A 26,042-nucleotide genomic window follows, 5' to 3' on the forward strand; every position below is an offset into this window, starting at 1 on the left:
AGCAATTATGGATTATCAGGTAAATTATATAAACCCGGAGATTAAACTTTCTAATTACACCGGCAGGCTGTTTAAAACAGAAGCTGCGTTTAATGACCATTTGCTTGTGTGGTTAATTTCAGGGGAAACGAAAATTATTCAGGCAGATGAAAGTTTCGTATTTGGTCCAGGCAGTACTTTTTTAATTCCAAGAAATCAATTGGCCACCATCATCAATATTCCAAAAGATGGATTACCGCACAAAGCAGTTGCGATGCATTTATCGGTTAAAAGACTGCGAGATTTTTATGATCACCAAAATGTAACGCCAAAAACGGCAGCATCAAGAATACTCAGTTTTCATAAACATCCGTTGCTCGAAAGCTGTCTGGCTTCGCTGATTCCTTATTTTGAAATACAGGAAAATTTTCCCGAAAATATCGCTTCTTTGAAAATTATCGAAGCAATTTCAATTCTTAGAAATATTGATCCAGATATCGACTCGATATTAGCCAGTTTTGACGATCCTAATAAGATTGATTTAATTTCTTTTATGGAGAAGAACTTTATGTTTAATATGCCATTGGAAAAATTCGGGTATTTAACAGGCCGAAGTCTGACTACTTTCAAGCGGGATTTCCATAAGGCTTTTAACATTACACCTCAACGCTGGCTCACCAAAAAAAGATTAGAACTAGCCTATTATCAGCTTACAGAAAAAAACAAAAAACCTGTTGATATTTATTATCAAACCGGATTTGAGAATTTATCGCATTTTTCCTTTGCGTTCAAAAAACACTTTGGTCATTCACCAACTGAATTGCAAAGAATAAAAACACAATAAAGTCAGAGTACTTTCAAACAGAAAGATTTGGAAGATAAATCCAAAAAGTTGTTCCTTTTCCCAGTATACTTGTGAAATTAATAGTCCCATTGTGGTTTTCTATAATACGCTTGCACAAGGCTAGTCCTATCCCATTTCCGCTGTACTGATCCCTTTGATGCAGACGCTGGAACATATCAAAGATACGGCCTGAATATTCACTGTCCATTCCAATACCATTATCTTCAATTGAAATGACATGAAAGTTACCTGACGGAGCTGCAGGATCAAAAGCCCTGTCGCTTTGAGCTGAAATTATACGAGAAGATATATTTACTGCTGGGTGTGCTGAATTAAATTTTAACGCATTATTTATCAAATTATAAAACAGCTGGCGCAGCTGCGTATCAAAACCATTGACAGCCGGAAGCGAACTTAAATTTATAACGGCTTTTTTTTCTTCTATGATAAGACTCAGATCTTCTAAAGTCTGCGCGGCGATATCATTAAGATCAATTTCTGCTGTAAATTTATCATGATTATTGGCACGGGAATAATTTAGCACATCTGAAATCAAATTAGATAACCTGCCGGCTGCCAAAGTAATTTTATCAAAATAATAAAGCGTTTTCTGCTGTTCTGTCAGATGTTCCGCTGCTCTTGAAATCATGATCATGATTTTCCGAAGCGGCTCCTGCAGATCGTGACTTGTTATAAAGGCAAACTGTTCCAGTTCCTTGTTTTTGAATTTCAACTTTGAGTTTGCATTTTCCAGTTCAAGCTGAATCTTTCGCAGCTCTGAATTGTCCTTTAAAGCTTCAACAATCATTTTCTGGGCATTATTATTTACAAAATAAATAAGCCAGCTGCTAATAGAACCGTCTTCAGATTTATTTGGCATAATAGAAACGTTATGCCATATAGAATTATCCTCTTTTTTAATTCGAATATCGGCAGAAAAATCTCTTTTGTTTTTTTTTGTATGATTCCATCCTTCGATAATTAGATCTACATCATCCTGATGTATAAAAGTTGTGAGGCTTTTTTTATCAAAAACCATTAAAGGAGCTTTTACATATATATCAAATGCATTATTTGCTAAAAGCACATTGTTTCGGTCGTTGACAATGCAGATTAAAACAGGAATTGTGTCAACCAGAGTCCTATAGCGGTTTTCACTTTCTCCCAATTTTTCTGATAGTGCTACAAGCTCGATATTCTTTTTTCTGATTTCATCATAAGCAGAAATTGGCGGCTCATACTTGAAGTAATCAACCAGAGTATTTATTTTTGCATCTGAAAGAAGTCCTGGTGAAGGCACGCGATGGCTTAAAGTTGTTACCGATTTATTGTCAGCATAAATGTATTCTATATTTCCTGATATTTTGGCTGCATATTTATAGGCTTCGGGATTGCATTTTCTAAGATCAATTTCATCAGTAAGGACAGCCAGTATTTCTTTATGGCTCGCTCTAATGGTATTGATTCCCAAGACCAGCACAGAATTTTTTCCATTAGCTATGGAGCATCTGGCTATTTCCGAAACAGCCGTAGAAAAACGGGTCTGCGACGGGATAGGCATGCCGCACATTTCAGCAATTTTCATCGAACGTTTATGAGCCAGTATGAGGTCCATTTCATTGTCCAGATTAATTTTTACAATTTCCTTCATAAAGCCTTAAATTATTTTTCCAACCAAAATTGTGGCATCATCAGTTCCTCTCACATTATCTTTATACAAGGCAGAAGCAATAATGGCCGGACTCTGTTTAATTATAGAATTCAATTCGCTTAAATTCCATCTGGTTCTCAGTCCGTCGCTATGCATCACAATAATCTGGTGTTTCTGGTATGGAACAATAGTGCTGTTTATAGTACGGGGAATATTATGACCTATAATACCATTATATGGTGTATAAGTTTTGTTGTCAAGCCCGTTATAAATTCGTGTGTTGATATTACCGATACCGCATATATTCCAACTTTCTCTTTCATAATCAACAGTTGCAATAGTAGCAACAAGTCCTCTACTTTTTTTAACGTATTCATGAACATAGCGAAGCACTGCTACAGGGTCATTTTCAGCGCACTGCTTAAAAGCTCTAATTGCCTGTTCTACCGCTTCATGTGCATTTGCTCCATGTCCTAATCCGTCTCCAACAAAAATCTGAAAACCTTTTCTAGAATATTTAATGTGATATCCGTCTCCGCATACTCGCTCACCCGGATAATTGACGCTTAATGCGGATATATCCAGTCCTGTATTGGAACGTGGAATAGAAATATCAGCTTTATCACAGATTTTAATGTATTGGACAGTTCCCCATCCTCTCATGGAATAAATCTGAAAATCATTGCTTAATCTCTTAATAGCACCAATACCCTGACCAAGTGTACTCGAGGTAGAATAGCCGTCTTTCATTATCTTGGAAATGTTATCAATACCAGTTCCTTTATCAAGGCAGTATATTTCTATTTCATTACAGCTTCCGTTATGATTTGCCCTGTAAAGCAGATCGCCACCGCCAGCATATTTAATAAGATTAGAAGTAAGTTCGGCAATAATAATATCAGTTTCAGCTGCTCTATGCGGTTTGAAACCTAACTGAAGTGCTAAATTATGAATCTCTCTTTTAATAAAAGCGATAAGACTCCTATCGTCAATTTTGTAAACGGAAAAAGTATTATCCATTTTTCCATTTTATTATAGTTACGGTTGTACCGTTTCCTAATTGTGTTTGTATATCAAATTCATTTACCAGCCTTTTTGTGCCCGGCAGTCCAAGGCCTAAACTTTTTCCGGTGCTGTAGCCATCCTGCATAGCCAGAGAAATATCTTTTATACCTGGCCCATTGTCAATAAAAGTTACGCGTACACCCAGATCTCGTCCGTTGGTTACAGATTCTATAATAACCCTTCCTCCTCCTCCGTATTTGAGAAGATTACGCACAAGCTCACTAGTAGCAGTAATTAACTTGGTCTGGTTTAAGATACTCATTCCAATTTTTACACCATACTCCTTTACGCGATTACGCAATGGAACCACATCCTGCTCTTTTACAATAAGCAGTTCTTCTTTATTGGTTGCTGTCGTCATACACCTGCTCCTCGTTATCGCCATTGTACATTTTCGCGCGAAGCAAATCCATCCCTTTTTCTACATTTAAGGCACTTATAACACCGTTTAAAGATAATCCAAGCTCTACAAGAGTAATAGCAACCGCAGGCTGCATACCAACTACTACTGTCTGGGCATCCATAATTTTTGACATAACGGCAATGTTCCCTAAAATTCTTCCCATAAAGGAATCAATAATAGAAACGGCAGATATATCAATTAAGACACCCTTTGAATTATGTTTGTTAATAGTATTTATTAAATCAGATTCAAGATTTTCAGCCAATTGGTCATACAGATCGACCTGTATGGTAACCAGCAGAAAATCTCCCATCTTGAGTATTGGAATTCTTTCCATGTCCGTAATCTAATTCGTTATTTTCTTTTCACAACTGTAAGCTGAAGCATATCAAAGGCTGTTTGAAGAGCACTTGCAAGTGAAGCTTTGGTAATAATTCCAGTAAGATCTATTCCTAAGTGAACTACAGTTTGTGCAATTTCAGGGCGGATACCGCTGATAATACACTCTGCTCCCATTAGACGGGTCGCACTTACAGTTTTTATAAGATGCTGGGCTACCAGTGAATCTACTGCCGGCACGCCTGAAATATCAAGTATCGCAATAGAACTTCCTGTATCCACAATCTGCTGTAAAAGATTTTCCATAACAACTTGTGTTCTAGAACTGTCTAGTGTACCAATAATAGGAAGTGCCACAACACCATCCCAAACACGAATAACAGGAGTCGAAATCTCGCTGATCTCATCAATCTGTCTTGAAATGACATCTTCTCGTCCTTTCATATACGATTCAAAAGTCAGGATTGTCATATTATCCAGCAGTTTGCTTAACTCTAAATTAGCGCTGTATAATTTTGAAGGATCAGACTCTATTTCTGAAAGAATTTTAGAAGCCGCTTCCTTAAAAGCAATCAAGTATTGGGCATTTTCACGAGGTGAAAAACCGCGTCTGCCCCTCGAACTTGAAATTCCGATTAACAGATCATGAACCTTTTCAAATTCGTCTGATTCAGTATTTCCATTTGAATGCTTTAAAGCATCCAGTAAAAGAGCCGCGAACTCCTTTGATTCTTCTTCTTCTGTTGCTCCGTCAGTAGAACCGCTTGCTTGTAAAAGCTGAGACCATGTAGTCAATAATTTGTTTTGGTGCTCTTTCAAGCTTGCCAGGAGATTGTTCTGCATTTGTTGTGATATTTGGATATTCATGTAAATATAGACAATTAATGTTAGCAAAACTGTCGAATTTCAGAAAATACTTGTAAAAAAAACACCTTTAATTTCTGTATACATAACCTACTTTAATAGCAAAATTATTCTCCCGTCTGCATATGGGGAGCATCTACAGGTTTAGACTGAGAAGAACCTATCTGTCTCAGATAAATGGAAAAAATAACTATAGCAGATACCGACAGAAATTCGCTCTGCCAGTTCTGAAAAGACTCAAACCAAAATCTGGAATCTCCAATGTATTCCGAAGCAGTTTCAAGCTGCAAACCTTTTAATGCCAGCTTTTCATTTTCATCTTTCAAACTCCCATAAAAATGTGCGCCAAAAGAAATAAAAAACAATAAAAATAAGGCAATACTGAGAGAATGCTTGTAGACAGATAATATCCATCCACCTTTTTTAACCGGCCACGGAACATTTTTTCTTTTGGATGATGGCTCTCTGTCAACTTCTTCTTCTTTATCGAAATCTTTAGACTCTGAAGAACCTTTCTGCTGTAGAAAAATAGTCAATACCACTAATAAACCCATTTGAAGAAATTCGCTTTCCCAATTTTCAAATGTAGATTCTATAAAATGTCCTGTAGAAAAATAAGACCCCAAACTGATTGTTGAGGCTCCGTCTTCTAAAAGATCTTTATTGTGTTCTACAAATCCAAATAAAACCTGTCCTACAAAAGAGATTACAAATAATAGAAAAAAAGAAATCGAAAGCCCATTATTGCGCAAAAATTTTTTCATGATTTCAGTTGTAAAAGATTGCAGACTATTGTTTTTCTAATTCATCTTCCGCAGGCAGTAATTGAGATTCCATAAATTTTCCTTTTACAATAGTTCCTTCCTCATCTTCCCATTCTGTTATAACGTTCTCTATCAAATCGGGTTCAAAACCAACAACCTTCATGACCTGTGTACCAAATTCCTGCTGTACCTGTTGTCCTTCTTTATACATAATATTTTATTTTTTTACTAATTAAAAATTTGCTTATTTCTCCTTTGGGAATAAACCATTATGCTGTTTAATTTTAAACTAAAGGTATAGAAGCTCTAGCGGACTACTTTATATCATTGTTATACTTTATTTATATTATTCCCCTTAAAAAACAAAATAAACCACCGTAGACCAATTAGAATTCTTTTCCAGAGCATAAATCAGCCAGATATAATTTTTCTTTTGTCTGATTTAACAAAAAAAGATGAGCAGTAATGCTCATCTTTAAATATTCCTAAGATTTGTTCAAATTCAAAAGTTTAGAATTCTAAAATCTCATATCATTAACTTTGAAACACTACACAATTACATACTGTTTCCTATTTTTTAGATTTAAAATTTGATTAACCTTTTGGAGCTATAATTTGGTAGTTTCCACTCAGATGCATTAAACTAAAGAGATACATTAATCCATCATAATATGGATCAAAATAACCGTCTTCATAAGGCTCTAGCTTGGCATTCCAAACAGCATGAACAAAATCGATACTTGCTTTGTCTTTATTTACTAATGATGCTGTAGCTGCCGTTGCTACTAATCCGATCGAATGTCTTAGTTTTTTTACCGGACCTGCTTGAAGAATAAACTCTGGAGTAGAACCATCCAGATTGAACTGGTCTTCATAAGTATCTAATCCTTTAGACCTTAAGAAATTTTGAAATCGCTTCGCATAATCTTCCTGCCATTCTTTATCTTTTCCGTACCAAGTATAATCCATGGCAATGTTCATAGGAACTCGCCAAGAATCATAACGGAATCCCGGAGGCATCCAAGGTGTCGGATGCGGTTCTCCATTAAATTCTGTATAATCTGAATTTAGCCCCGTCACAGGATGGCAGGCTTTATGCAAAAAGTTACGCGAAACATCGGCACATTCTTTATAAAACTGCTCGTGTCCGTCTTTGGCATACAATGCCCATATTTCATAAAAGGCAGGAACATGGTAAGAAGGATCTGTCCAGTTGTAGCCTCCTCCTTCTGGAACAAAAGTAATTTGCTTATGTTCTGTATTAATAATATTATGCACATTACCAGTAACATCTTTCTTCCACATAGCATCTAGTATTTTCCTTGCTTCTTTGTAATAGTTTATTTCTGTATCATTACCCCATTTATTAGAAGCGAAAAGCAGACTTGTTATATAGTACAATTCTCCATCTGAAGCAGAACCTGGAGAATTTTGTTTTTTAGTCTCTGGGTTTACGCTCCATGCAAAGTATCCTTCTCTTGGCCCATCTTGATGCTGCATGTATTTTACGGACCATCTCCATAGACGATCAAAAACATCTTTTTTATTAAGCTGAACGGCCACCATCATACCGTATGACATTCCTTCTGTACGGGCATCTTTATTTTTGATATCAGAAACGTATCCTAGAGTATCCCCTTCTTCAAAATAAACTTTATTTGGTCCTTCAAAAACATCATAATAGGCTTTGGCCAATTTCTTGTCGATATCAATTTGGCTGTAGCCTGCTTCTTTAAAAAGATTACGGTATTGAGGCCTTTTTAATTCTGATTTATCCGCTTTCTTTTTATTTTGACTAATAACTAAAAATGGAATCATCACTGCAAAAATCAATCGTAGAAGTCGGGTTCTAATCAGGTAATTAGTTGTAAAATCTTTAGCTATAACCATGTTCATATTTTTATTATTTTACTAGTTAATTCAAAAAAGGTGCACTCTGAAATCTTTCGCTTCATTAGAAAAATTAAATAAGCTTTTTATTTGATTCTATTTACTCCTTCTGCAGTTTGTATTATTTTTTGAATGGTTCCATCTTTATTATAATGCATATAATCTACACAGATGGAACGTCTGTAGCTGCCGCCTGTTGACAGACTTCCGTTATGATAAAAGAAGTATGATTTTCCTTTATAATCTATAATACCAGGATGTGTGGTAAAACTATTGTGCACATTTTCCTGAATAATTCCTTGATACGTCCAAGGTCCCGCAATATTTTTAGCTGTGCAGTATTCTATCATTTCAGGTTTTGTACCTTCACTGGCATATACCAAATAATAAAGCCCTTTTCTTTTATAAACCCAAGATCCTTCAATATAGTTTTTAGGCTTGAAGGTGGTAATAGCTCCATCTAGCTCTATCATATTCTTTTTAAGTTTAACCCATTTACAGCTTCCGTTGCCCCAGAACATATATGCCTGCCCATCGCCATCCACAAACACAGTCGGATCAATATCATCCCAGCCATACTTCATATCGGTTGTCATTTCGTTTATTATAAGTGCTTTTCCAATCGCATCTTTAAAAGGGCCTGTAGGACTATCTGATACCGCAACGCCTATTGCTGCACCGCCTTGGCTTACCTCATCTTTTTTATGAAATGTCGAAACAAACCAATAAAACTTTCCGTCTCTCTCGATGCATTGAGCGGCATACGCATCGCCCGTTGCCCATGAAAATGTGTTAGGCGAAAGCACCGCTCCATGATCTTTCCAGTCTTTCATATTTGTTGTCGAAAACACATGCCAGTCAGCCATTTTATAATTAGTATCTTCCGTAGTGGCTACATCGTGTCCTGTATATAAATACAAGATTCCCTTGTGTACAAGAGGAGCAGGATCTGCTGTAAAGATGTCTTTAATAATAGGGTTTTGTGCTTCTATGTTTATTGTAAAAAAACAAGAAATGATCACCAATAAAATTTTACTTATATTTTTCATTTTTTGATTGAATTAATTCAAAATTCCATTTGATTTTTTCTTCGATAGTATTTCTCTAAACAATAAACAGCGCAGTAAATGCGCTGTTTATAAAAAACTAACTTAACTTAAACTAACCAAAATTTAAAGCCTTAATAACCAGGATTATTATCACTAGGCTTTATTTTAGGATTAGACGAGGTTTCTCTGTTTGGTATTGGCCATAACTCGCTTTTACCAGCAGTAAAACCTGTTCCTTGTAATACAGTATTTGCTATACCCCATCTTATAATATCATCAAAACGAGATTGTTCTCCGGCAAATTCTACTTGACGTTCGTGAACAATTGCTGCAAAAACAGCCTCTTTTGTTGGAGCAATGTTAGTTGTCAGGTTGGCTCTGTCGCGTACCTCTTTGATATATTCTATTGCTGCTGTCTGCGAACCGCCATCTCTTTGGTTTTCGCATTCTGCTTTCATGAGCAGCACATCCGCATAACGCATTACTTTAAAGTTAATGCTTGATCTTGTTGCTTCATCTTCTCTATTGTAATAGTTTTGATATTTTTTCCACCCTGCTCTTCTAATACCTGCAGAGGTAGTAAAATTACTTGCTACCATTACCTTGGTTCCTTTTAAATAAGATGATCCTGGCACATAAAAAGTATCTCCAAAGCGGTTATCACCTGCTTCATAAGAATCTAAAAGATCGTCTGACGGATAAACATTATACCAGCTAAGATTTCCATATTCCTGACCTCTTAGTGTCGACTCCTCAAAGCCTGTTCCTCCACTATCACCAACAGCCCCCCATTGATCACCGGTTCCATTTTTTTCATCAAACTCAATTTCAAAAATCGATTCTTTGCCATGCTCCGTTTCTTCCATAAAGTTGTTGTAAAAATTCCCTTTATCTTCAAGACTGTAACCCGTCACATTATTAAGCGCTACTAAAGCTTCAGTATATTTCTTTTGATATAACAATACTTTACCCAATTGCGCATAAGCGGCTTCTTTATTAGCTCTTCCTGCAGATTCTGATCCTTTTGGCAAAAGATTTTGAGATGCAAATACCAGATCCTCTTCAATCAAAGCATATACCTCTGCTTTAGGGCTTCTTGCATTTCCGACAATAGTACCTGTTTTATAAATCGGCAAATCACCAAAACGTCTTACTAGTAGAAAGTAATAGTAAGCTCTTAAAAAATGAGCTTCTCCTAAATATTTGTTCTTTTTTTCCTGAGATAAAATAGAAGCTGGAAGAGCGTTAATTTTCTGTTCATTATCTAACACAAAATTCGCTCTGGAGATTCCCATATAACAAGATTCCCAGTAATATTGAATAATATCATTTCCTCCGTTAAAAGAAAAATCCTGAAAAGGTTTCTTATTACCTTCTAATTGCGGATTCCCTAAAGCGTCATGCCCCATAAGATCCATCGCAAAGAAGAGATTTCTTCCATAAAGTCCTCTGGTCTGAAGATTTGCATAAGAAGCATTTACAGCAGACTGCACCTGTGCTTCAGTTTTAAAGAAAGTTTCAGGCGATAAAGCATTGGGATTATTCAATTCTAATTCGTTCGTGTCACATGAAGTTATGCTTAAAACTCCAGACAGTACTATAAGTATATATTTAATTTTTTTCATCGTCTTTAAATATTAAAATGTAACATCAATTCCAAAAATTACCGATTTTGGCTGTGGATACCTTCCTAAATCAAGACCTGCTGAGTTCGCATTAGCATCTGCACGAGCAATTTCTGGATCTAAACCTGAGTAATTTGTTATGGTAATAAGGTTCTGTCCGCTTACGTAGAATCTTGCTTTTGAGAAATAGCTTTTAAAAGCATCTCCAGATAAGGTATATCCTAAAGCGATGTTTTTTAATCTCGTAAAAGAGCCATCTTCTATATAACGCTGGTTTGCTGAAGACCAGTTAATATCTGCCCCTTGAGCTCTTGGCAATGTTGCAGAAGGATTTGTAACAACTCCATTTACAACATTTGCTCTATCTAAAACATCTGTGCTGGCATTAAACAAACGGTTCATTCCTTTTAGATCAAAAGTATTGGCATTGTAGATGTCGTTACCCGCCACACCAGTTATAAAGCAATTGAAATCAAAGTTTTTATAAGCCGCACTAAGGTTTAAACCATAGGTAAAATCAGGATATGGATTTCCGATGTTTGTTTTGTCATCTGAATTAATCACTTTATTTCCATCACGATCAACAATTTTGATATCACCTGGTTTTACAGATGTCTGGCCTGGTCCAAAAACAGCATCTACTTCTGCTTGATTTTGATAAATTCCGTTGGTCTGATATCCGTAAAAGTAAAATAACGGCTGACCTACTTCTAATCTTGAAAAATTCTCTAAACCTGCTCTTGGTGAAGGTCCGCCTAAAACGCTTGTTACCCCTGGAGCTAAACTCACCACCTCATTTTTACTGGTACCTAAATTTGCCACAGCAGACCATGTAAAGTCTCCTTTTCTGTCGTTGTATCCAATCGAAACTTCAAAACCGCTTACTTTTACGTCAGCAATATTTTGAATCTGCGTTCCACCGCCTGCAGATCCAACAGAAGCTGCAAGAGGAACTGCAAAAAGAATATCACTACTCTTGTTGTTGAAATATTCAAATGAACCCGTTAGCTTTTCATCAAAAAATCCAAAATCAATACCAATATTTCTATCCAATTTTGACTCCCATTTTAAGTCTGGATTAGCTGCCACTCCCAAAGAAACTCCAGGTGCATTCTCTCCTCCAATTGGATAATTGTAATTTGCTATTAAAGTAGCGCTGTATTGGTAATTGTCTATTCTGTCATTTCCTGTTGTTCCTGTACTCGCTCTAAGTTTTAATGTGCTGAAAATAGAATTTTGCATGAAATTTTCCTTCGCTATATTCCAACCTGCAGCAATAGAATAAAAATTACCCCAGCGATTATTTGATCCAAAACGAGAAGATGCGTCTCTACGTCCTGAAACTGCCAGCATATATTTATCATCGTAGTCATAGTTAATACGAACAATATACCCTAAGTTTTTTTCTTCATAATTTGCAGAACCCAAACTTCCTTCATTATATCTCAACTGATCAATTTCATTTGAAATGTAGTAACGGCTGCCAGCTGCAACACTTTGCGATTTTCCATCAATTTTAGTAATAACTCCTAAAACTTCCAGATTATGTTTGTTGGCAATAGTCGTTTTATAAGTTAAACTATTATCAAAAACGATCGTCTGTCCTTGAGAATTTGTTTCGTTTGTTGAAGAAAACGCCTGCTTATGGTAAGAACCATCCTGAAAACTTGGAATGAAAGTATGATCTTTACCTGTATAATAATCTAAAGAAACTTGTGATCTGAATTTTAACCCCTTGTAGATTTCCAGTTCAGCATAAATGTTTCCAATGATCGATAAGTTATTTATTTTCTGATATCCTAAATTAGCTACACGAACAGGGTTTTCTGCGTCATTGCCATCAATAGCGCTAGGTCCTTGGTAACCGCCTAAATTATCTTGGTTATATATCGGTAAATAAGGTGCCATTTTTATAGCATGTTCTAATAATGTTCTTCCTCCTGCAGTACGTTCTGGATTAATGGTACTGAAAGAAACACCAATATTGCTTCCTACTTTTAATTTACCAATATCCTGCGTGTTATTAGCTCTAAAAGAATAACGTTCGAAACCTGTATTAACAATGGCTCCTTCCTGTTTCATATATTCTGCAGAATAACGGCTTGTAGAATTTTCTGTACCATTTGAAAAACTCAAATTATAATCCTGCATAAGTCCTGTTTGAAAAATCTGGTCTTGCCAGTTGGTATTTATGTTTCCAAACTCAGCTGCTCTAGCGGTTAAATCACTTCCTAAATCTTTAGCATACTGAAGGTATTGTTGTGTATTTAAAACATTATACCTTTTTGTCACTTCCTGTCCTCCAACGTAAGTGCCAAAGCTTAACTGACCTGGGCCTTTTTTACCTTTTTTGGTAGTAACCATAATAACACCATTAAAAGCTTTAGAACCGTATAAAGCTGTAGTCGAAGCGTCTTTCAAAACAGAGATGCTCTCAATGTCATTAGGGCTTAAACCAGAAAGATTTCCAGTTAATACTCCGTCAATTACATAAAGCGGAGCACTATTTCCCATTGTAGCCAGACCGCGAATACTAACTGTAGGATTAGAGCCTGGCGCACCATTTACAACGGTAACCCCTGCCGCGCGTCCTTGCAGTGCAGATTCAGCATTTGTAATAGGTACAGCGGCAATATCTTTTGAGCTTACCGTTGAAACTGCACCAGTAACCTTAGTTCTCTTTTGAGTACCATAGGCTACTACAACTTCATTTAAATTTTGTGTAGATTGAACAAGAGTTACATTAATCGAGCTTCTTTCTCCCACAGTAATAGTCTGTGATACTAAGCCCACATAAGAAAAAGTTACTTTATCGGTTGGATTAACTCCTTTTAAAGAGTATTTACCGTCAAAATCTGTTGATGCGCTATTCTGCGTTCCTTCTACATTAATACCGGCACCAGGCAACGGAAATCCTGAGGGGTCGGTAATCACGCCATGAATGGTCTTTGATTGTGCCATTATACTATGACTGCTCACGATCAGCAGTCCGATTAGTGCAATTTTGAGTTTTAAGTTCATATTAATAGTTTTTTGTTTGGTTTAAATAGTTAATGGTTTGTGTAATTTAATTGTAATAAAAGTTCATTGGTGGTATTTTTATTTGGTTATTTATTTTGAGTCTTACTTATTTTGAAAAAACTGATTCCTGCACATTGTAATTATTTCGGTAACAAATATAAAAAAACAACCAATAAAACAATCGGTTGCATTGTATTTTATTTAAAATATAAATAAAAAAACATCAAAATAAAAACATTAAAAATATTTTTTAGTTTAAAAAAATAAGAATAATTTATTTTGAAAATAAATTTGAAAATAAATTGTAATAATTTAGTAGCTAACTGACAGATTTTCTACAGAAAATATAATATAAGAAAAATCAAATATTTTGTTTTAAAAACGATAATAAAATAAGTAATATAGTACTAAAATTAGTTAAAAAGTATTCTTTTACAATTTATCTTATAAAGAAAAAAACTCAAAAAAGACAAGAAAAAGGAAAACAGCAATCGGTTGTTAAAAACACTAAACCTTATTTGAAGTTATTTGTTGATGCTGCTCAAAACAAGAAAGCCCGATGCGATTTAGTTCCATAATCTGCATCGAGCCATAAATTTTTGACAAGTTTTTTACGTTTATCACAAATGACAATAGAAATCCTTTTGGGCATAGGTTTTATCAGTCTAAAGTCTTATTTAGTTACTTCATAAAAAATGCCCCAAATAGCATCTAGCATTCTGGGGCACTGACTTTTGATCAAAACAAATCTGATTAACTCATTTTAATCATAATAATTAAAATTGTTTTAATTGACTATTACAATCCCTCCATTGCGAGGTATTTTTATTTCTATTTCTTTGTTTTTATTTATTCTCAGCGCATTTACTTTTCCATTAAGCTGATCATCATCTGTGTAATAATTTACCGCTGTCCCAGAAGAAAACATGTCTAATTTTAGTTTGGTTTTAAGGGTTTTGTTTTCCGCATTAATTCCAGCGATATACCACTTTGCTCCTTTCCTTCTGGCCAGTAATACATATCTGCCTGGATATCCATCCAAAAAGCGAACCTCATCCCATACTGTAGGCACTTCTTTCATAAATTTTATAGCCCAATCTGGAGCATCATATAAATTATTTGGCGCTAAGGCAAAATGCTGGACACCGCTTTGAAAAAGTACTGAAGTCGCTAGAGCAAACACATCAGAAGTCATTCTTTTTGAACCTTTATTTGCAATGTTGTCACTGTTATAGAATTTATTCAAAGCACTTCCTCCAAAATCCATGCTACCAACCGTATTTCTAATAAAAGTATGTGTTGCTGCATTTACAGCTTCATCATCACAGCTTTGCTGCCCAAAATGCAAATTCTCACTTGCCAAAACCGCTTCGCTAGAGGCAAAATTAGGATACATTCGTTCCCAACCTCGCGGTAAGGTACAGCCATGAAAAATGACCATAATTCCAAAATCATTCGCATCTGTTAAAATATCTTCGTACAATTTCATGGTGACCTGCTTATCACCTCCAAAAAAATCAACTTTAATGCCTTTTATTCCAATGCTTTTCATCCATGCCATTTCTCTGCGTCGAATAGCGGCATTATCCATTAATCCCTTCGGGCCCTGCGGAGCATCATTCCAATATCCATTTGAATTGTACCATAAATAAAGTCCTACGCCTTTCTGCGAGCCGTATGCTGCTAATTCGGCTATTTTATCACGGCCTATCTGCGTATCCCAAAGCGCATCAATTAAAATGGTTTCATATCCCATTGAAGCACTAAAATCAATATACTGCTTCTGTACTGGAAAAGTGGTATTATTATCCATTTTCATAATCCAGCTCCAAGTGCCTTTTGTGTACTGATACTCTTTAGACGCTTCATATTTTGGCTTAACTAAATCAAACGGAATAGTGGTCTCCACAATAGGCGCAAGTGTTTCGCCAATCGTAATGGTGCGCCATGGCGTTTCTCCTGTAAGAGATATTCCTGGAGAAGTTGTCCCGTTTCCGTTATTTTCTCCCGGCATTGGAAATCCAATTTTGTATAACCCGTTTTCATGCCCAATTAACCTGCTTGCACAATATCCGCTGTCTACACCTGTTTCAGAAATTAAAAGCCATCCGCTGTTACTTACTTTAAATAAACATGGAAATGTGTAACCATTTCCTAAGCCATTCTTTCCGACGGCATCATCTAGTGTATATGAGGTTTCATAACTCGGAGCTGTTCTGGCAAATCCTGTCATTGGATTACTTTGCGGACAAAGAAATGTCGTAGTTTCTTTTGGGAATAAAAACCCTGAAACTTCTTCTTGAACCACACAAGAAAGTGTTTCTTTCTGTGGATATAATTTATACTTAAATGCCACATTATTGTTGCTGACTCTAAAAATCACATCAAGTACAGATGTATTCTCTTTTGTGAATGAAAAAATGGCTTCGTTTGCCATATAATGAACGCTGCTTTGCTTTATGTTGCGCAATTGGTAAGTCTCGTCTATTTTATTTTCTTTCACATTTCTTTCTAGAGACAAGCCAGAGCTAAAATCTCCTGCATTTGTCTTTAATCCTAAAGGAGATTTTTCGATAAAGCTCTTTTTATTGTATGTAACGCTATACAATGGAATTCCATTACTTATAGAAACCGAAACTATGAGCTTTCCGTCTGGACTTTTTACTATTGACTGAGCGTTTAGTTTTAAAAAGCTAACCAAACATACGAGTATTAAACTTTTAAGATTCATAATTGTTAGGGATTTATCTTTTGCTAAAAGAGTTTTTATTTTTTTGTTTGAAGATAGAACTAAAACAAATACTTAATTTAGATATATTCATGTTTTAAAGCGTTTTACGGTACAAATAATTGGCGTTTTTTCTTCAAGAGTTAATATTGAATTACTTACTTTCTGAAATTTTCTCTTCTACACGGAAATAATCAAAATCTGCATAACCTCCAGTTGTTTTTGAAGCATAATTAAACAACCCAAATCGATAGCCCATAAAATGAGGAAGTGTGTATGGCATCATTATAGTTCTTCCGATGCTAATCCATTTTTTGCCATCTAAACTGTAATAGAATCTTCCTTGGTCGGCTTGGTTTTTAAAATTGCATTCGGCTTTAAAATAGATTTTGTCCTGATTCAATAAAACACTTTCTATTTCTTTTGGACTTCCATTTTCAGCATTTATCATGATGATTTTTTTCTTGCCATTCTCGACTTTTATTCCAACTAAACCAAAATCTTTTTGCAGCAATGAAAGTCCTGCAAAATCTCCTTCTTTCATATTAGAAAACTCTAGCATTGTAGATCCCGAACATACAGGACCAAAAGTTCTTTGTGTCAAAATATTTTTTACCTGCGTAAAACTGCTGTCTATTCTAGAGGTTCTTAACCTTAAATAACCTTTTCTCTCTTTAACAGACCAATATGTATTATCTGGATTATGATTCCATTGCCAAACCAGCGGCAAATCATTTTCTCCATTTTTACGGATAAATTCATCTGAGTTTACAATTCCCGGAATCAGGCTTTTATGGGCTGGAAGGTCTAGGTTTTCTGGCACTTTACCATTTTCTCCCAATACAGGCCAACCGTCTTCCCATTTTACAGGAACCAGATACGGAATACGGCCAACACCTCCAGCATCTCTAAATAAATAAGAAAACCATCTGCCGTCTGGAATATCAATAAGTCCGCCTTGTGCAACGCCTAAATCCTGCAGTCCTATTTTTCCTTCCCAAGGTCCTGCAATCGAATCAGCTCTATGTATGATTACAGTGCGCATACCGTTTTTGGGCCAGCAGATATTAAATAAATAATATTTTCCATTGATTTTAAAAAGCTGCGATCCTTCAGCCGGCAGCATTATATCGCTTTTCGCAGGTTCATTGGCATTTTCTATTAAAACTTTTTTGGTCTCTTCCTTTACTTCTGATAAATCTTCTTTTAATTCAACTATTTGAATCTTTCCGCCGCCCCAAACAAGATAAGCTTTACCATTATCATCAAAAAAAAGGGAATGATCGTGATACGAATTGTTTAAAACAGTTTTTTTCCAAGGTCCGTTTTCAATATTTTTTGTAGAAAAAATATAAGTCTTGCCCGTTGTTCCCGAAAAAGTGCTCACATAATACATACCGTTATGATAACGCAGACTGCTTGCCCAAGAACCTCTGCCGTAATCATTTTTTCCATGATTTAAATTCAGTCGATCATCATTATCTTCTAAAGTTTGATAAGCATAATTTACCAGATGCCAATTCACTAAATCTTTAGATTTCATAATTGGAACACCAGGATTCATATGCATTGTGGTGCTGCTCATATAATAGGTATCCTTAACTCTAATTATAGACAAATCAGGCACATCTGCAAAAATAATAGGATTTTGAGCTTTGTCATTTTGAGCCTGACCTGCAAAAATGTTCATTATAATGGCTAGAACAGCATATATAAAATTTTGTGTTTTTATCATAATTTCTTTTGTCGGTATTTCTAAAAAATATCTGATAGGAATATGATGCTAATTGAATAATAACTGTGAGTACATCAATAAATCATGTCTCCATACTGGCCATGTGTGTCCGCCAGAATATTCGCTATAGCTGTATTTAAGACCTAGCTGATCAAACTTTTTTAACATTATCTGACAATTCTCGTAGGCGATGTCTTCCTTTCCTCCCATCGAAATCCACAATTTTTTTAGATTACCATTAATAGACTGCGCATTGTTTTTTATAAACTCATATTGAGGATCAGCTAATTTTGAATTATTTGCCCACCAGCCCGAACTGAATACGCCGAGGCTTGAGAATAGTTCCGAATTTTTAATTCCCGCATAAAGTGTCTGCAGTCCTCCCATTGACAAACCGGCTAAAGCTCTATTTTTACTATCAGTTGCAACTTTAAAATTACTTTCTACAAAAGGTATTGCACCATTTTTCAACTCGTTTTCAAATGCTTTTAATGTTTCTTCGCTAAAACCGGCAATACCGCCTGTATTCCCCATATTTCCATCAAGCATTACAATGAGCATTTTCTTTGCTTTGTTTGCTGCAATGAGATTATCTAAAATTAAATTTGCTTTTCCTTGAGCGCTCCATCCTCTCTGGTCTTCGCCTCCTCCATGCAGAAGATATAAAACAGGAAATTTTTCGGTCGCGGTTTCATATTCTGGCGGTGTATATACATACATTTCACGCCAAGAATTAGTTGCTTTCGAAAAGTATTTCATTGTTCTTACCTCACCATGCGGAACGGTTTTCAATTCATAAAAATCTCCATCTCTTTTAGGAATTTCTATTCCGCTTGCCATACGTCCCATTCCATAAAAGGTTTCACTTGACGGATCTGCAACTGCTACACCATCAATCAAAAGGGAGTAATAGTTAAACCCTCCGTTGATTACATCGGTTGTCACATTCCATACTCCATACGCGTCTTTCTGCATATCGTACTTTCGTCCTAGATCTATCTGCACTTTCAAAGCTTCAGGCGCGTTGACTTTAAAGATTACCCTATTGTCAGGTAATACCTGAGGATACTTAGCATTACGAATATTCGTTTCGGGTGTGGTTCCTAAAACAGTATATTTTGCAAAACTCGATTCGTCAACGGGCTTAAACAGTAATTGTGAAAACATGTATAAACTGTTTTTCCATACTTTAAAATCATGAACTCCAGGCTCTAGATAATAAATGTGTGGCACATTGTTTTTAAATAAATAATCGTGGGTGCGTTTACTGTTTTCAATCAGCCAATCATTATCTCCGCAAGAAATCCAAAGGAGTTTCAGTTTCTTTTTAGTTTCTTCAGGATTAGGCACTAACTCTTCTGTTTTCTTCGTATTAGGGGCAGATGAAAATCCCCCTATCCAAGCAAATTTATCTAAGTTCTTTAAACCGAAATTCAGAGACTGTCCGCCTCCCATAGATAATCCTGCAATGGCACGATGTTCTCTGTCTTTGAAAACATTATATTTTTTTTCAACAAAAGGAATTAAATCATTTAATAGATCTTTTTCAAAATCTGCAAATGCCTGTACTTTGTCTGGTGCCATAATATTTCCAGAAGCGCTGTCATCTTTCATGGCTCTTCCGTTTGGCATTACCACAATCATCGGCTGGAGTTTTCTTTCTGCATAAAGGTTATCTAATATAATCTGCGGACTTCCTCCGTTCAGCCATTCTTTTTCGTCTCCTCCAATTCCATGCAAAAGGTATAAAACTGGGTATTTTTTATTTTTTGAAAACCCTGGCGGTGTATAAATAGTTGCTTTTCTGACTGTTCCCACTGTTTTCGAGTTATAACTTATCGTTTCTACTTTTCCTGCTGGAATTGTCGTGTTTATCTGATCAAAACCTACTGGTGCCTGGACTATAAAAGGTTCTGTTGAATTGTCTGCTTTATAACCTAATAAAGAAAGCATCTTTTCTGCATAGCGATTTCCTAATTCTTTATATCCAGCCGCATTAAAATGCAATAAATCTGAAGCAACTGCACAGCCTTTTGATGAAATTACGTATGACGTTGGAATGGTCTGAGGCAATGTTGCAATGATTTTATTCATACTTGCACATTTACCGTTTTGGTCTTCATGAACCGTTTCTCCAGAAAGCAGCGGCACTTTCTTAGGGTCTAAATTCAAATCTTTCATCAAATTGTCGTATACAATTTTGACCTTTTTGGGCCAAAGTGTGTCGCCTGTATTTGATTCTCCTTGATGCAGTAAAATTCCCTTTATAACGCCGGTCTTTTGCGCAATTTTTGCCATTTCAACAAGTCTTGCATACGGACTCCCATTATATTCTTTAATCATTCCCAACATCCAGTCTGGTGCTGTTTTCATGTAGTTTTCGAAATTATCTTTATCAAAAAGCTCAATTTTACAACCTCCAACTGCAACATTTACCACTCCTACTTTTATGTTTTTAGTAAGATGAGCAACCATTGTTCTTCCAAAAAAATCTGTTAGTGTTAATCCGGTTTTACATCGGCATAATGGCGGAACAGCGGTGTACCATTTGCCTATCTCGCGATTTAATTCTAGACAGTTTACCGCTTCCAAAACCTGAAAACGAGGATCTACATTTGCCTTATCTTCAGCTTCTATTGGCGCTGCGCCTTCCATATTAGACTGTCCAAAACTTAAATAGACATGAAAATTTGGATCTTGAGAATATCCATTTTGTCCAATGAAAAAAAGAACTGTAACTGCGAAAAACTTAAGTATTGATTTCATGATATCGTGTTAAATATGCTTTAATTAAATAAGTTTAAATCTACTGTTTCCCTGATTCTTTGGTATCCTAGAATCAGTTTCTGATGCCATTTCTTTGTGAAAATTAATTATTGCATCAAAGTTGTTTTTCGGATCCATGAATTTGAGCCCGATTCCGTAATCCTGCTGCGGTTTTTATATTTTATTTCGGGATTGCATTATTGGATGCAGTAGCATACAAACCTACTAAAGCACCTGTAAATCCTCCCGCTACATTTGTTGAAAGGATATCTCCTGAGACTGCGCTTCCCAGATTTTGAAAATCGGCACCATTTAAAGCATAACTAAACTGATAATTATCTCCTGCAGCTTTAACTTGCAGACGCATTGAACCATTGATCTCAATTTTTGCACTAGCTATGATTTCTGATTGGCCATTTTCTGTTCTTTCTAGTAGCACATAAGTATCTTTTCCTTTTTTAGTTACTCCAAAAACATAATTAAATTGTTCATTTTGAAGGCATACTATTCCTGCCAAATCTTTTTCGGAGTTAGGTATATAGTCTAATGTGGTTTCAAAAGAAAAAGTGTTGTGCTGCTGTCTGTAAAATAATGTTGAAGTTGGTCTTAATTCTTTGATATTTACTGGAAACGGATTAATCTGCAATCCTTTTTTAACAATAGAAATAAAATGCTCTCTCGGACCTCTTAATCCTATCCATCTGTAATCTAGTTTTTCTGAGGTAAAATTCTCTGTAAATGTAAAATTGCCATTAGGAAAAAAACCATCTTTACCCGTTTTATTTACTACACCTTTTGGCATTTTTAATTTTGGCTTCATTGGAACTAGGCCATTTTCAAAAACAGGAAAAGTCCCAGACCAATCTACGGGCAGCATAAACGTTTCTCGTCCAGCATTTACTCTGTCTTTTTCATTGGGACGAATTGCTAAAAATACGCCATAATATTTATTATCAGGACCAAGCACTAAATCGGCATGTCCTGCCCAATCTACTTTATCGGGCCTGTTTTGAGGAAAATATCTTTGAGTAAGAATCGGATTATTGGATGCTGGCTTAAAAGGGCCTTTTGGACTATCACTAATAAAAACAACTTCACTATGATTACCGCCTGTACCTCCTTCGGCACACATTAAATAATAATGATTGTCTTTTTTATATAAATGAGGAGCTTCAATCCATATTGGTTTCTTAGAAAGATCAACTCCGCCATCGACTATAATTTTATCTGTTCCAGTAATAACCTGATCTTTCTCTAGATCGTATTCCCATACTTTAATCACACGATGACCTTCGTATAATTCTTTTCCTTTATCTGGAGCATCGTTGTGTACCACATAACCTTTACCGTTATCATCGAAGAAAATGGAAGGATCAATTCCGTTAAAAGCCAATTTAATTGGACTTCCCCATCCTTTTTTCGGATCCTTCGTTTTTACAATAATATTTCCCATATTTCCGGTAAATGCCGTTACAATCATATAGAAAGTATCATTGTGAGGATTATAAGTAATTCCTGGCGCATAAACCCCAGCACTAATCCCTGTATCATGCGGATTAAACTCTGAAACATTATTCAATACCCCTCCTAAATCAGTCCAGTTTACTAAATCTTTAGAATGAAAAATGGGCACTCCTGGAAACATGGCAAATGAAGAACATACCATATAGTAATCGTCTCCTTTTCTTGTAATGGCTGGATCTGGATAACATCCCTGCAGAATTGGAGAATAAAATTCATCTTCGTTTAATGGATTATTTTTAAATATCTGGTCATCTCCCCGATATACCACATTCGAAAATATAGGAGCTTGTTTATTTGTTTTTTTCTTTGAATTTTTCTCCTGAGCTGTTAAAGAGAAAACACATAAGAATCCTATTAGGAATAAAAAGGGTAATTTTCTTGTAGTCATTGTTCATTGTTTTTGGTTTCTTTAAGCTAACACACTTTGAGGTAAAAATTGGTTTATATTTTATAAGTGTATTTTTAACAAATATAAAGAAATATTATTCAAACACAATCGGTTGTGTAATATTTATTTGCGTAGTATTAAAAAATAAAGCCAAAAAAAAGAACTTATCATATAATTAAGTCTAAAAAATTGAATTTAAATCAAACACATCTGCGTGATTACAGACATATTTGCCAAAAAAATGTATTTATATACTATTCATAAAGAAAATATAAAAACACCTAATTGGTTTATTTTTTAAAAATAACTTATTGCAAGCTTTAACACCATCCTCTTAAGTTAGTGGCTTCAGAATATTAATTCCCTATTATACAGCATAAAGCACCCAATAAAACACAATATTTGTCATAAAAAAATATTGATAAATCACAAAAACACCATTTTTAACAAAATAAAAATTCCAGATTAAATATATTTTTCTTTTCTTTATGCAATCGGTTGCATTTAAAAACCCTCTTAGTGCTTCAAACAAAAAATCATCATTATGAAAAGAAAAAAAATAAAATATCAGATTCTAATATTATTCTCCTTTTTGTGCTCTGCCCAAAATAACATAGCAAAATTTCCTTTTCAAGATACTAGTCTCACTTTTGAAGAACGAGTCGAAAACTTAGTCAGCCAACTAACATTGGAAGAAAAAGTAGCACAAATGCTAAATGCTGCGCCCGCAATACCAAGACTTGGAATTCCTGCTTATGATTGGTGGAATGAGACTTTACACGGTGTGGCAAGAACTCCTTTTAAAACCACAGTTTTTCCGCAGGCTATTGCAATGGCCGCAACTTTTGATAAAAATTCACTTTTTAAAATGGCGGATTATTCTGCCTTGGAAGGAAGAGCTATCTATAATAAGGCCGTTGAGCTTAAACGAACAAATGAACGCTATTTAGGACTCACCTACTGGACTCCTAATATCAATATTTTTCGAGACCCAAGATGGGGCCGCGGACAGGAAACCTATGGAGAAGATCCTTATTTAACAGCTGTGTTAGGTGATGCTTTTGTAAAAGGTCTTCAGGGAGATGACCCCAAATACTTAAAAGCTGCCGCCTGCGCAAAACATTATGCTGTGCATAGCGGACCAGAATCTCTGAGACATACTTTTGATGTTGATGTTACTCCTTATGAACTTTGGGATACTTACCTGCCGGCCTTCAAAAAATTAGTAACTGGATCCAAAGTAGCTGGGGTCATGTGCGCCTATAATGCATTTAGAACACAGCCCTGCTGCGCAAGTGATATTCTTATGAATGATATTTTGAGAAAAGAATGGCAGTTTGACGGATATGTCACATCGGATTGTTGGGCTATTGATGATTTTTTTAAAAATCATAAAACTCATCCTGATGCCGAATCAGCTGCAGCAGATGCTGTTTATCACGGAACTGATATAGATTGTGGAACCGATGCCTACAAATCACTTGTAGCGGCTGTTAAAAACGGAAAAATAACTGTCGAACAGATTAATATTTCTGTAAAACGTCTTTTTATGATCCGTTTTAAATTAGGAATGTTTGACCCTGTTTCAATGGTTAAATATGCACAGACTCCAAGTTCTGTTTTAGAATGCGAAGAACATAGCAATCATGCTTTAAAAATGGCTAGACAATCTATAGTCCTTCTTAAAAATGAAAAAAACACATTACCCTTAAGCAAAAAACTCAGAAAAATTGTTGTTTTAGGACCAAATGCAGATAATTCCATCTCCATTCTTGGAAATTACAACGGAACGCCGTCTAAGTTAACCACAGTATTACAGGGAATAAAAGAAAAAGTAAGTACGGATACAGAAGTTGTTTATGAAAAAGCCGTCAACTTTACGAATGATACATTATTGGTTTACAAAGATCTTAAAAGTCAATATTCATACGAGGGAAAACAAGGTTTTAAAGCGGAATATTTTAATAATAAAACATTATCTGGCCCATCAGAAACCACAAGAACGGAGTCTGAAATAAACCATTCATGGCAGGAAGGAGAAATGGTCACCCAAAAAATTAAAGCAAATCATTTTTCAGCACGATATACCACCAATTTTAAAGCGGATGAAAATGGCTCAATCACTTTTGAAATTCGTGCAGATGATGGCTACAGATTCTTCATTGATGGGAAACCAGTCATAAATGCTTGGGAGAAAAACCGATGGGGAGAAAAAATCTATAAACTGCAGACCAAAAAAGATACAGTATACAAATTAGTGCTAGAATACTGGCAGGGTGAAGGAAAAGCCGAAGTGTCTCTGCAAACAGGAAATTTTATAAAAACCGATTTCAATAATTTAATTGAGCGTCATAAAAATGCAGACGCATTCATTTTCGCAGGCGGTATTTCACCTCAGCTAGAAGGTGAAGAAATGCCAGTAGATGCGCCAGGATTTAAAGGAGGAGATCGTACTTCTATCTTGCTTCCTGAAATACAGACACAACTTTTAAAAGCCCTTAAATCTTCTGGGAAACCAGTAGTTTTTCTGATGATGACAGGTAGTGCAATAGCGGTTCCGTGGGAAGCGGAAAACATTCCTGCAATACTTAATATATGGTACGGCGGGCAATCTGCTGGAACTGCCTCTGCTGATGTTATTTTTGGCGATTATAATCCTGCCGGAAGGCTTCCCGTGACTTTTTACAAAAGCGACTCCGATTTATCTTCATTTATTGATTATAATATGGATAACAAAACATACCGCTATTTTAAAGGCACTCCATTATATGGCTTTGGCCATGGTTTAAGTTATACTGAGTTTAAATACAGTGAATTAAAAATCCAAGACAGAATCAAAAAAGGACAGCCGGTCACTATTTCTGTTAAGGTGACCAATTCAGGAAAAATGGAAGGAGAAGAAGTCTCGCAATTGTACTTGATCAATCAAGATTCAGCAATAAAGGCACCTTTAAAAAGTCTTAAAGGATTTGAAAGATTTAATTTGAAACCAGGCGAAAGTACTGTCGTAAGCTTTAATCTTTCTCCAGAAGACCTTTCCTATGTAACCGAAGATGGAAGCTTAAAACAATATGAAGGTAAGATTCAAATCGCTATAGGAGGCTCCCAGCCCGATGAAAAGAAACAGGCAAAAAATAATATAATAACTCAAATTCTAAAAATAGAAAAATAACCATTCACTATACTGCTGAACATTTTAATCTTAAATTTAAGCACATTATTAAGTATTAAAAAAGAATAGGAAATACGCGGATTCGAGGTTTAAAGTTGTACTTCTGTTCTCCGTACAAAAAAAGTAAATAAAGCCAAAAAGAAAGTTTTTTCGATCTTTTCAAAAACTCGCAAAAAAGATGATAAAACCTGCAAATCGTAAGATTCGCAGGTTTTTTTCTTTTATACTGCTTTTC

The 26,042-nt window shown here is 35.5% G+C and carries 17 protein-coding genes; 2 read left to right on the plus strand and 15 right to left on the minus strand.

Annotated features, from left to right (window positions below; translation table 11 throughout):
• Positions 1-7: 7 nt before the first annotated feature.
• Entirely contained in the window at positions 8-823 is an 816-nt protein-coding gene (locus M0M44_RS20495) for an AraC family transcriptional regulator (protein ID WP_248730020.1), read from the plus strand.
• Between the two features lie 13 nt (positions 824-836).
• Here the strand turns inward: M0M44_RS20495 and M0M44_RS20500 are convergent, their stop codons facing one another.
• The 15 genes from M0M44_RS20500 to M0M44_RS20570 form a co-directional block, all read right to left on the minus strand.
• Positions 837-2,474, minus strand: a complete 1,638-nt coding sequence (locus tag M0M44_RS20500; protein ID WP_248727385.1) for a sensor histidine kinase — start codon at positions 2,472-2,474, stop codon at positions 837-839.
• 6 nt (positions 2,475-2,480) lie between these two features.
• Positions 2,481-3,494 carry a SpoIIE family protein phosphatase gene (locus M0M44_RS20505; protein ID WP_248727386.1) on the minus strand — a complete coding sequence of 338 codons (1,014 nt, stop codon included), beginning with the start codon at positions 3,492-3,494 and terminating at the stop codon, positions 2,481-2,483.
• Positions 3,487-3,900, minus strand: a complete 414-nt coding sequence (locus tag M0M44_RS20510; RefSeq protein WP_248727387.1) for an anti-sigma regulatory factor — start codon at positions 3,898-3,900, stop codon at positions 3,487-3,489. The genes M0M44_RS20505 and M0M44_RS20510 overlap by 8 nt, the downstream gene beginning before the upstream one ends.
• Complete coding sequence (locus tag M0M44_RS20515; protein ID WP_248727388.1) at positions 3,881-4,279, minus strand: STAS domain-containing protein; 399 nt, start codon at positions 4,277-4,279, stop codon at positions 3,881-3,883. The genes M0M44_RS20510 and M0M44_RS20515 overlap by 20 nt, the downstream gene beginning before the upstream one ends.
• A 17-nt stretch (positions 4,280-4,296) precedes the next feature.
• The gene (locus tag M0M44_RS20520; protein WP_248727389.1) at positions 4,297-5,124 is read right to left on the minus strand and encodes an STAS domain-containing protein; all 828 of its coding nucleotides are present in this window, start codon (positions 5,122-5,124) and stop codon (positions 4,297-4,299) included.
• 128 nt (positions 5,125-5,252) lie between these two features.
• Positions 5,253-5,909: a DUF6766 family protein gene (locus tag M0M44_RS20525; RefSeq protein WP_248727390.1), complete on the minus strand. Its 657-nt coding sequence runs from the start codon at positions 5,907-5,909 to the stop codon at positions 5,253-5,255.
• A gap of 25 nt (positions 5,910-5,934) precedes the next feature.
• Positions 5,935-6,120 (minus strand): hypothetical protein, encoded by a 186-nt coding sequence (locus M0M44_RS20530; RefSeq protein WP_248727391.1) that lies wholly within the window; start codon positions 6,118-6,120, stop codon positions 5,935-5,937.
• Between the two features lie 383 nt (positions 6,121-6,503).
• Positions 6,504-7,805 carry a family 8 glycosyl hydrolase gene (locus M0M44_RS20535; RefSeq protein ID WP_248727392.1) on the minus strand — a complete coding sequence of 434 codons (1,302 nt, stop codon included), beginning with the start codon at positions 7,803-7,805 and terminating at the stop codon, positions 6,504-6,506.
• Positions 7,806-7,885: 80 nt separating this feature from the next.
• Positions 7,886-8,848, minus strand: coding sequence for a glycoside hydrolase family 43 protein (locus tag M0M44_RS20540; protein ID WP_248727393.1), 963 nt, complete (start codon positions 8,846-8,848; stop codon positions 7,886-7,888).
• A 131-nt stretch (positions 8,849-8,979) separates the two neighbouring features.
• The gene (locus M0M44_RS20545) at positions 8,980-10,473 is read right to left on the minus strand and encodes a RagB/SusD family nutrient uptake outer membrane protein (protein WP_248727394.1); all 1,494 of its coding nucleotides are present in this window, start codon (positions 10,471-10,473) and stop codon (positions 8,980-8,982) included.
• Between the two features lie 12 nt (positions 10,474-10,485).
• Positions 10,486-13,494, minus strand: a complete 3,009-nt coding sequence (locus M0M44_RS20550) for a SusC/RagA family TonB-linked outer membrane protein (protein ID WP_248727395.1) — start codon at positions 13,492-13,494, stop codon at positions 10,486-10,488.
• Positions 13,495-14,281: 787 nt separating this feature from the next.
• A complete protein-coding gene (locus M0M44_RS20555) occupies positions 14,282-16,225 on the minus strand; it encodes a glycoside hydrolase family 97 protein (protein WP_248727396.1) in 1,944 nt (647 codons plus the stop codon).
• 151 nt (positions 16,226-16,376) lie between these two features.
• Entirely contained in the window at positions 16,377-17,957 is a 1,581-nt protein-coding gene (locus M0M44_RS20560) for a glycoside hydrolase family 43 protein (RefSeq protein ID WP_248727397.1), read from the minus strand.
• A gap of 48 nt (positions 17,958-18,005) precedes the next feature.
• Entirely contained in the window at positions 18,006-20,723 is a 2,718-nt protein-coding gene (locus M0M44_RS20565) for an alpha/beta hydrolase-fold protein (RefSeq protein ID WP_248727398.1), read from the minus strand.
• Positions 20,724-20,904: 181 nt separating this feature from the next.
• The gene (locus tag M0M44_RS20570; RefSeq protein ID WP_248727399.1) at positions 20,905-22,635 is read right to left on the minus strand and encodes a glycoside hydrolase family 43 protein; all 1,731 of its coding nucleotides are present in this window, start codon (positions 22,633-22,635) and stop codon (positions 20,905-20,907) included.
• Between the two features lie 544 nt (positions 22,636-23,179).
• Between M0M44_RS20570 and M0M44_RS20575 the strand changes: the two genes are divergently transcribed.
• Entirely contained in the window at positions 23,180-25,807 is a 2,628-nt protein-coding gene (locus tag M0M44_RS20575; protein ID WP_248727400.1) for a glycoside hydrolase family 3 C-terminal domain-containing protein, read from the plus strand.
• Positions 25,808-26,042: the final 235 nt, after the last annotated feature.

The sequence above is a fragment of the Flavobacterium humidisoli genome, assembly GCF_023272795.1.
GTDB lineage: Bacteria > Bacteroidota > Bacteroidia > Flavobacteriales > Flavobacteriaceae > Flavobacterium > Flavobacterium humidisoli.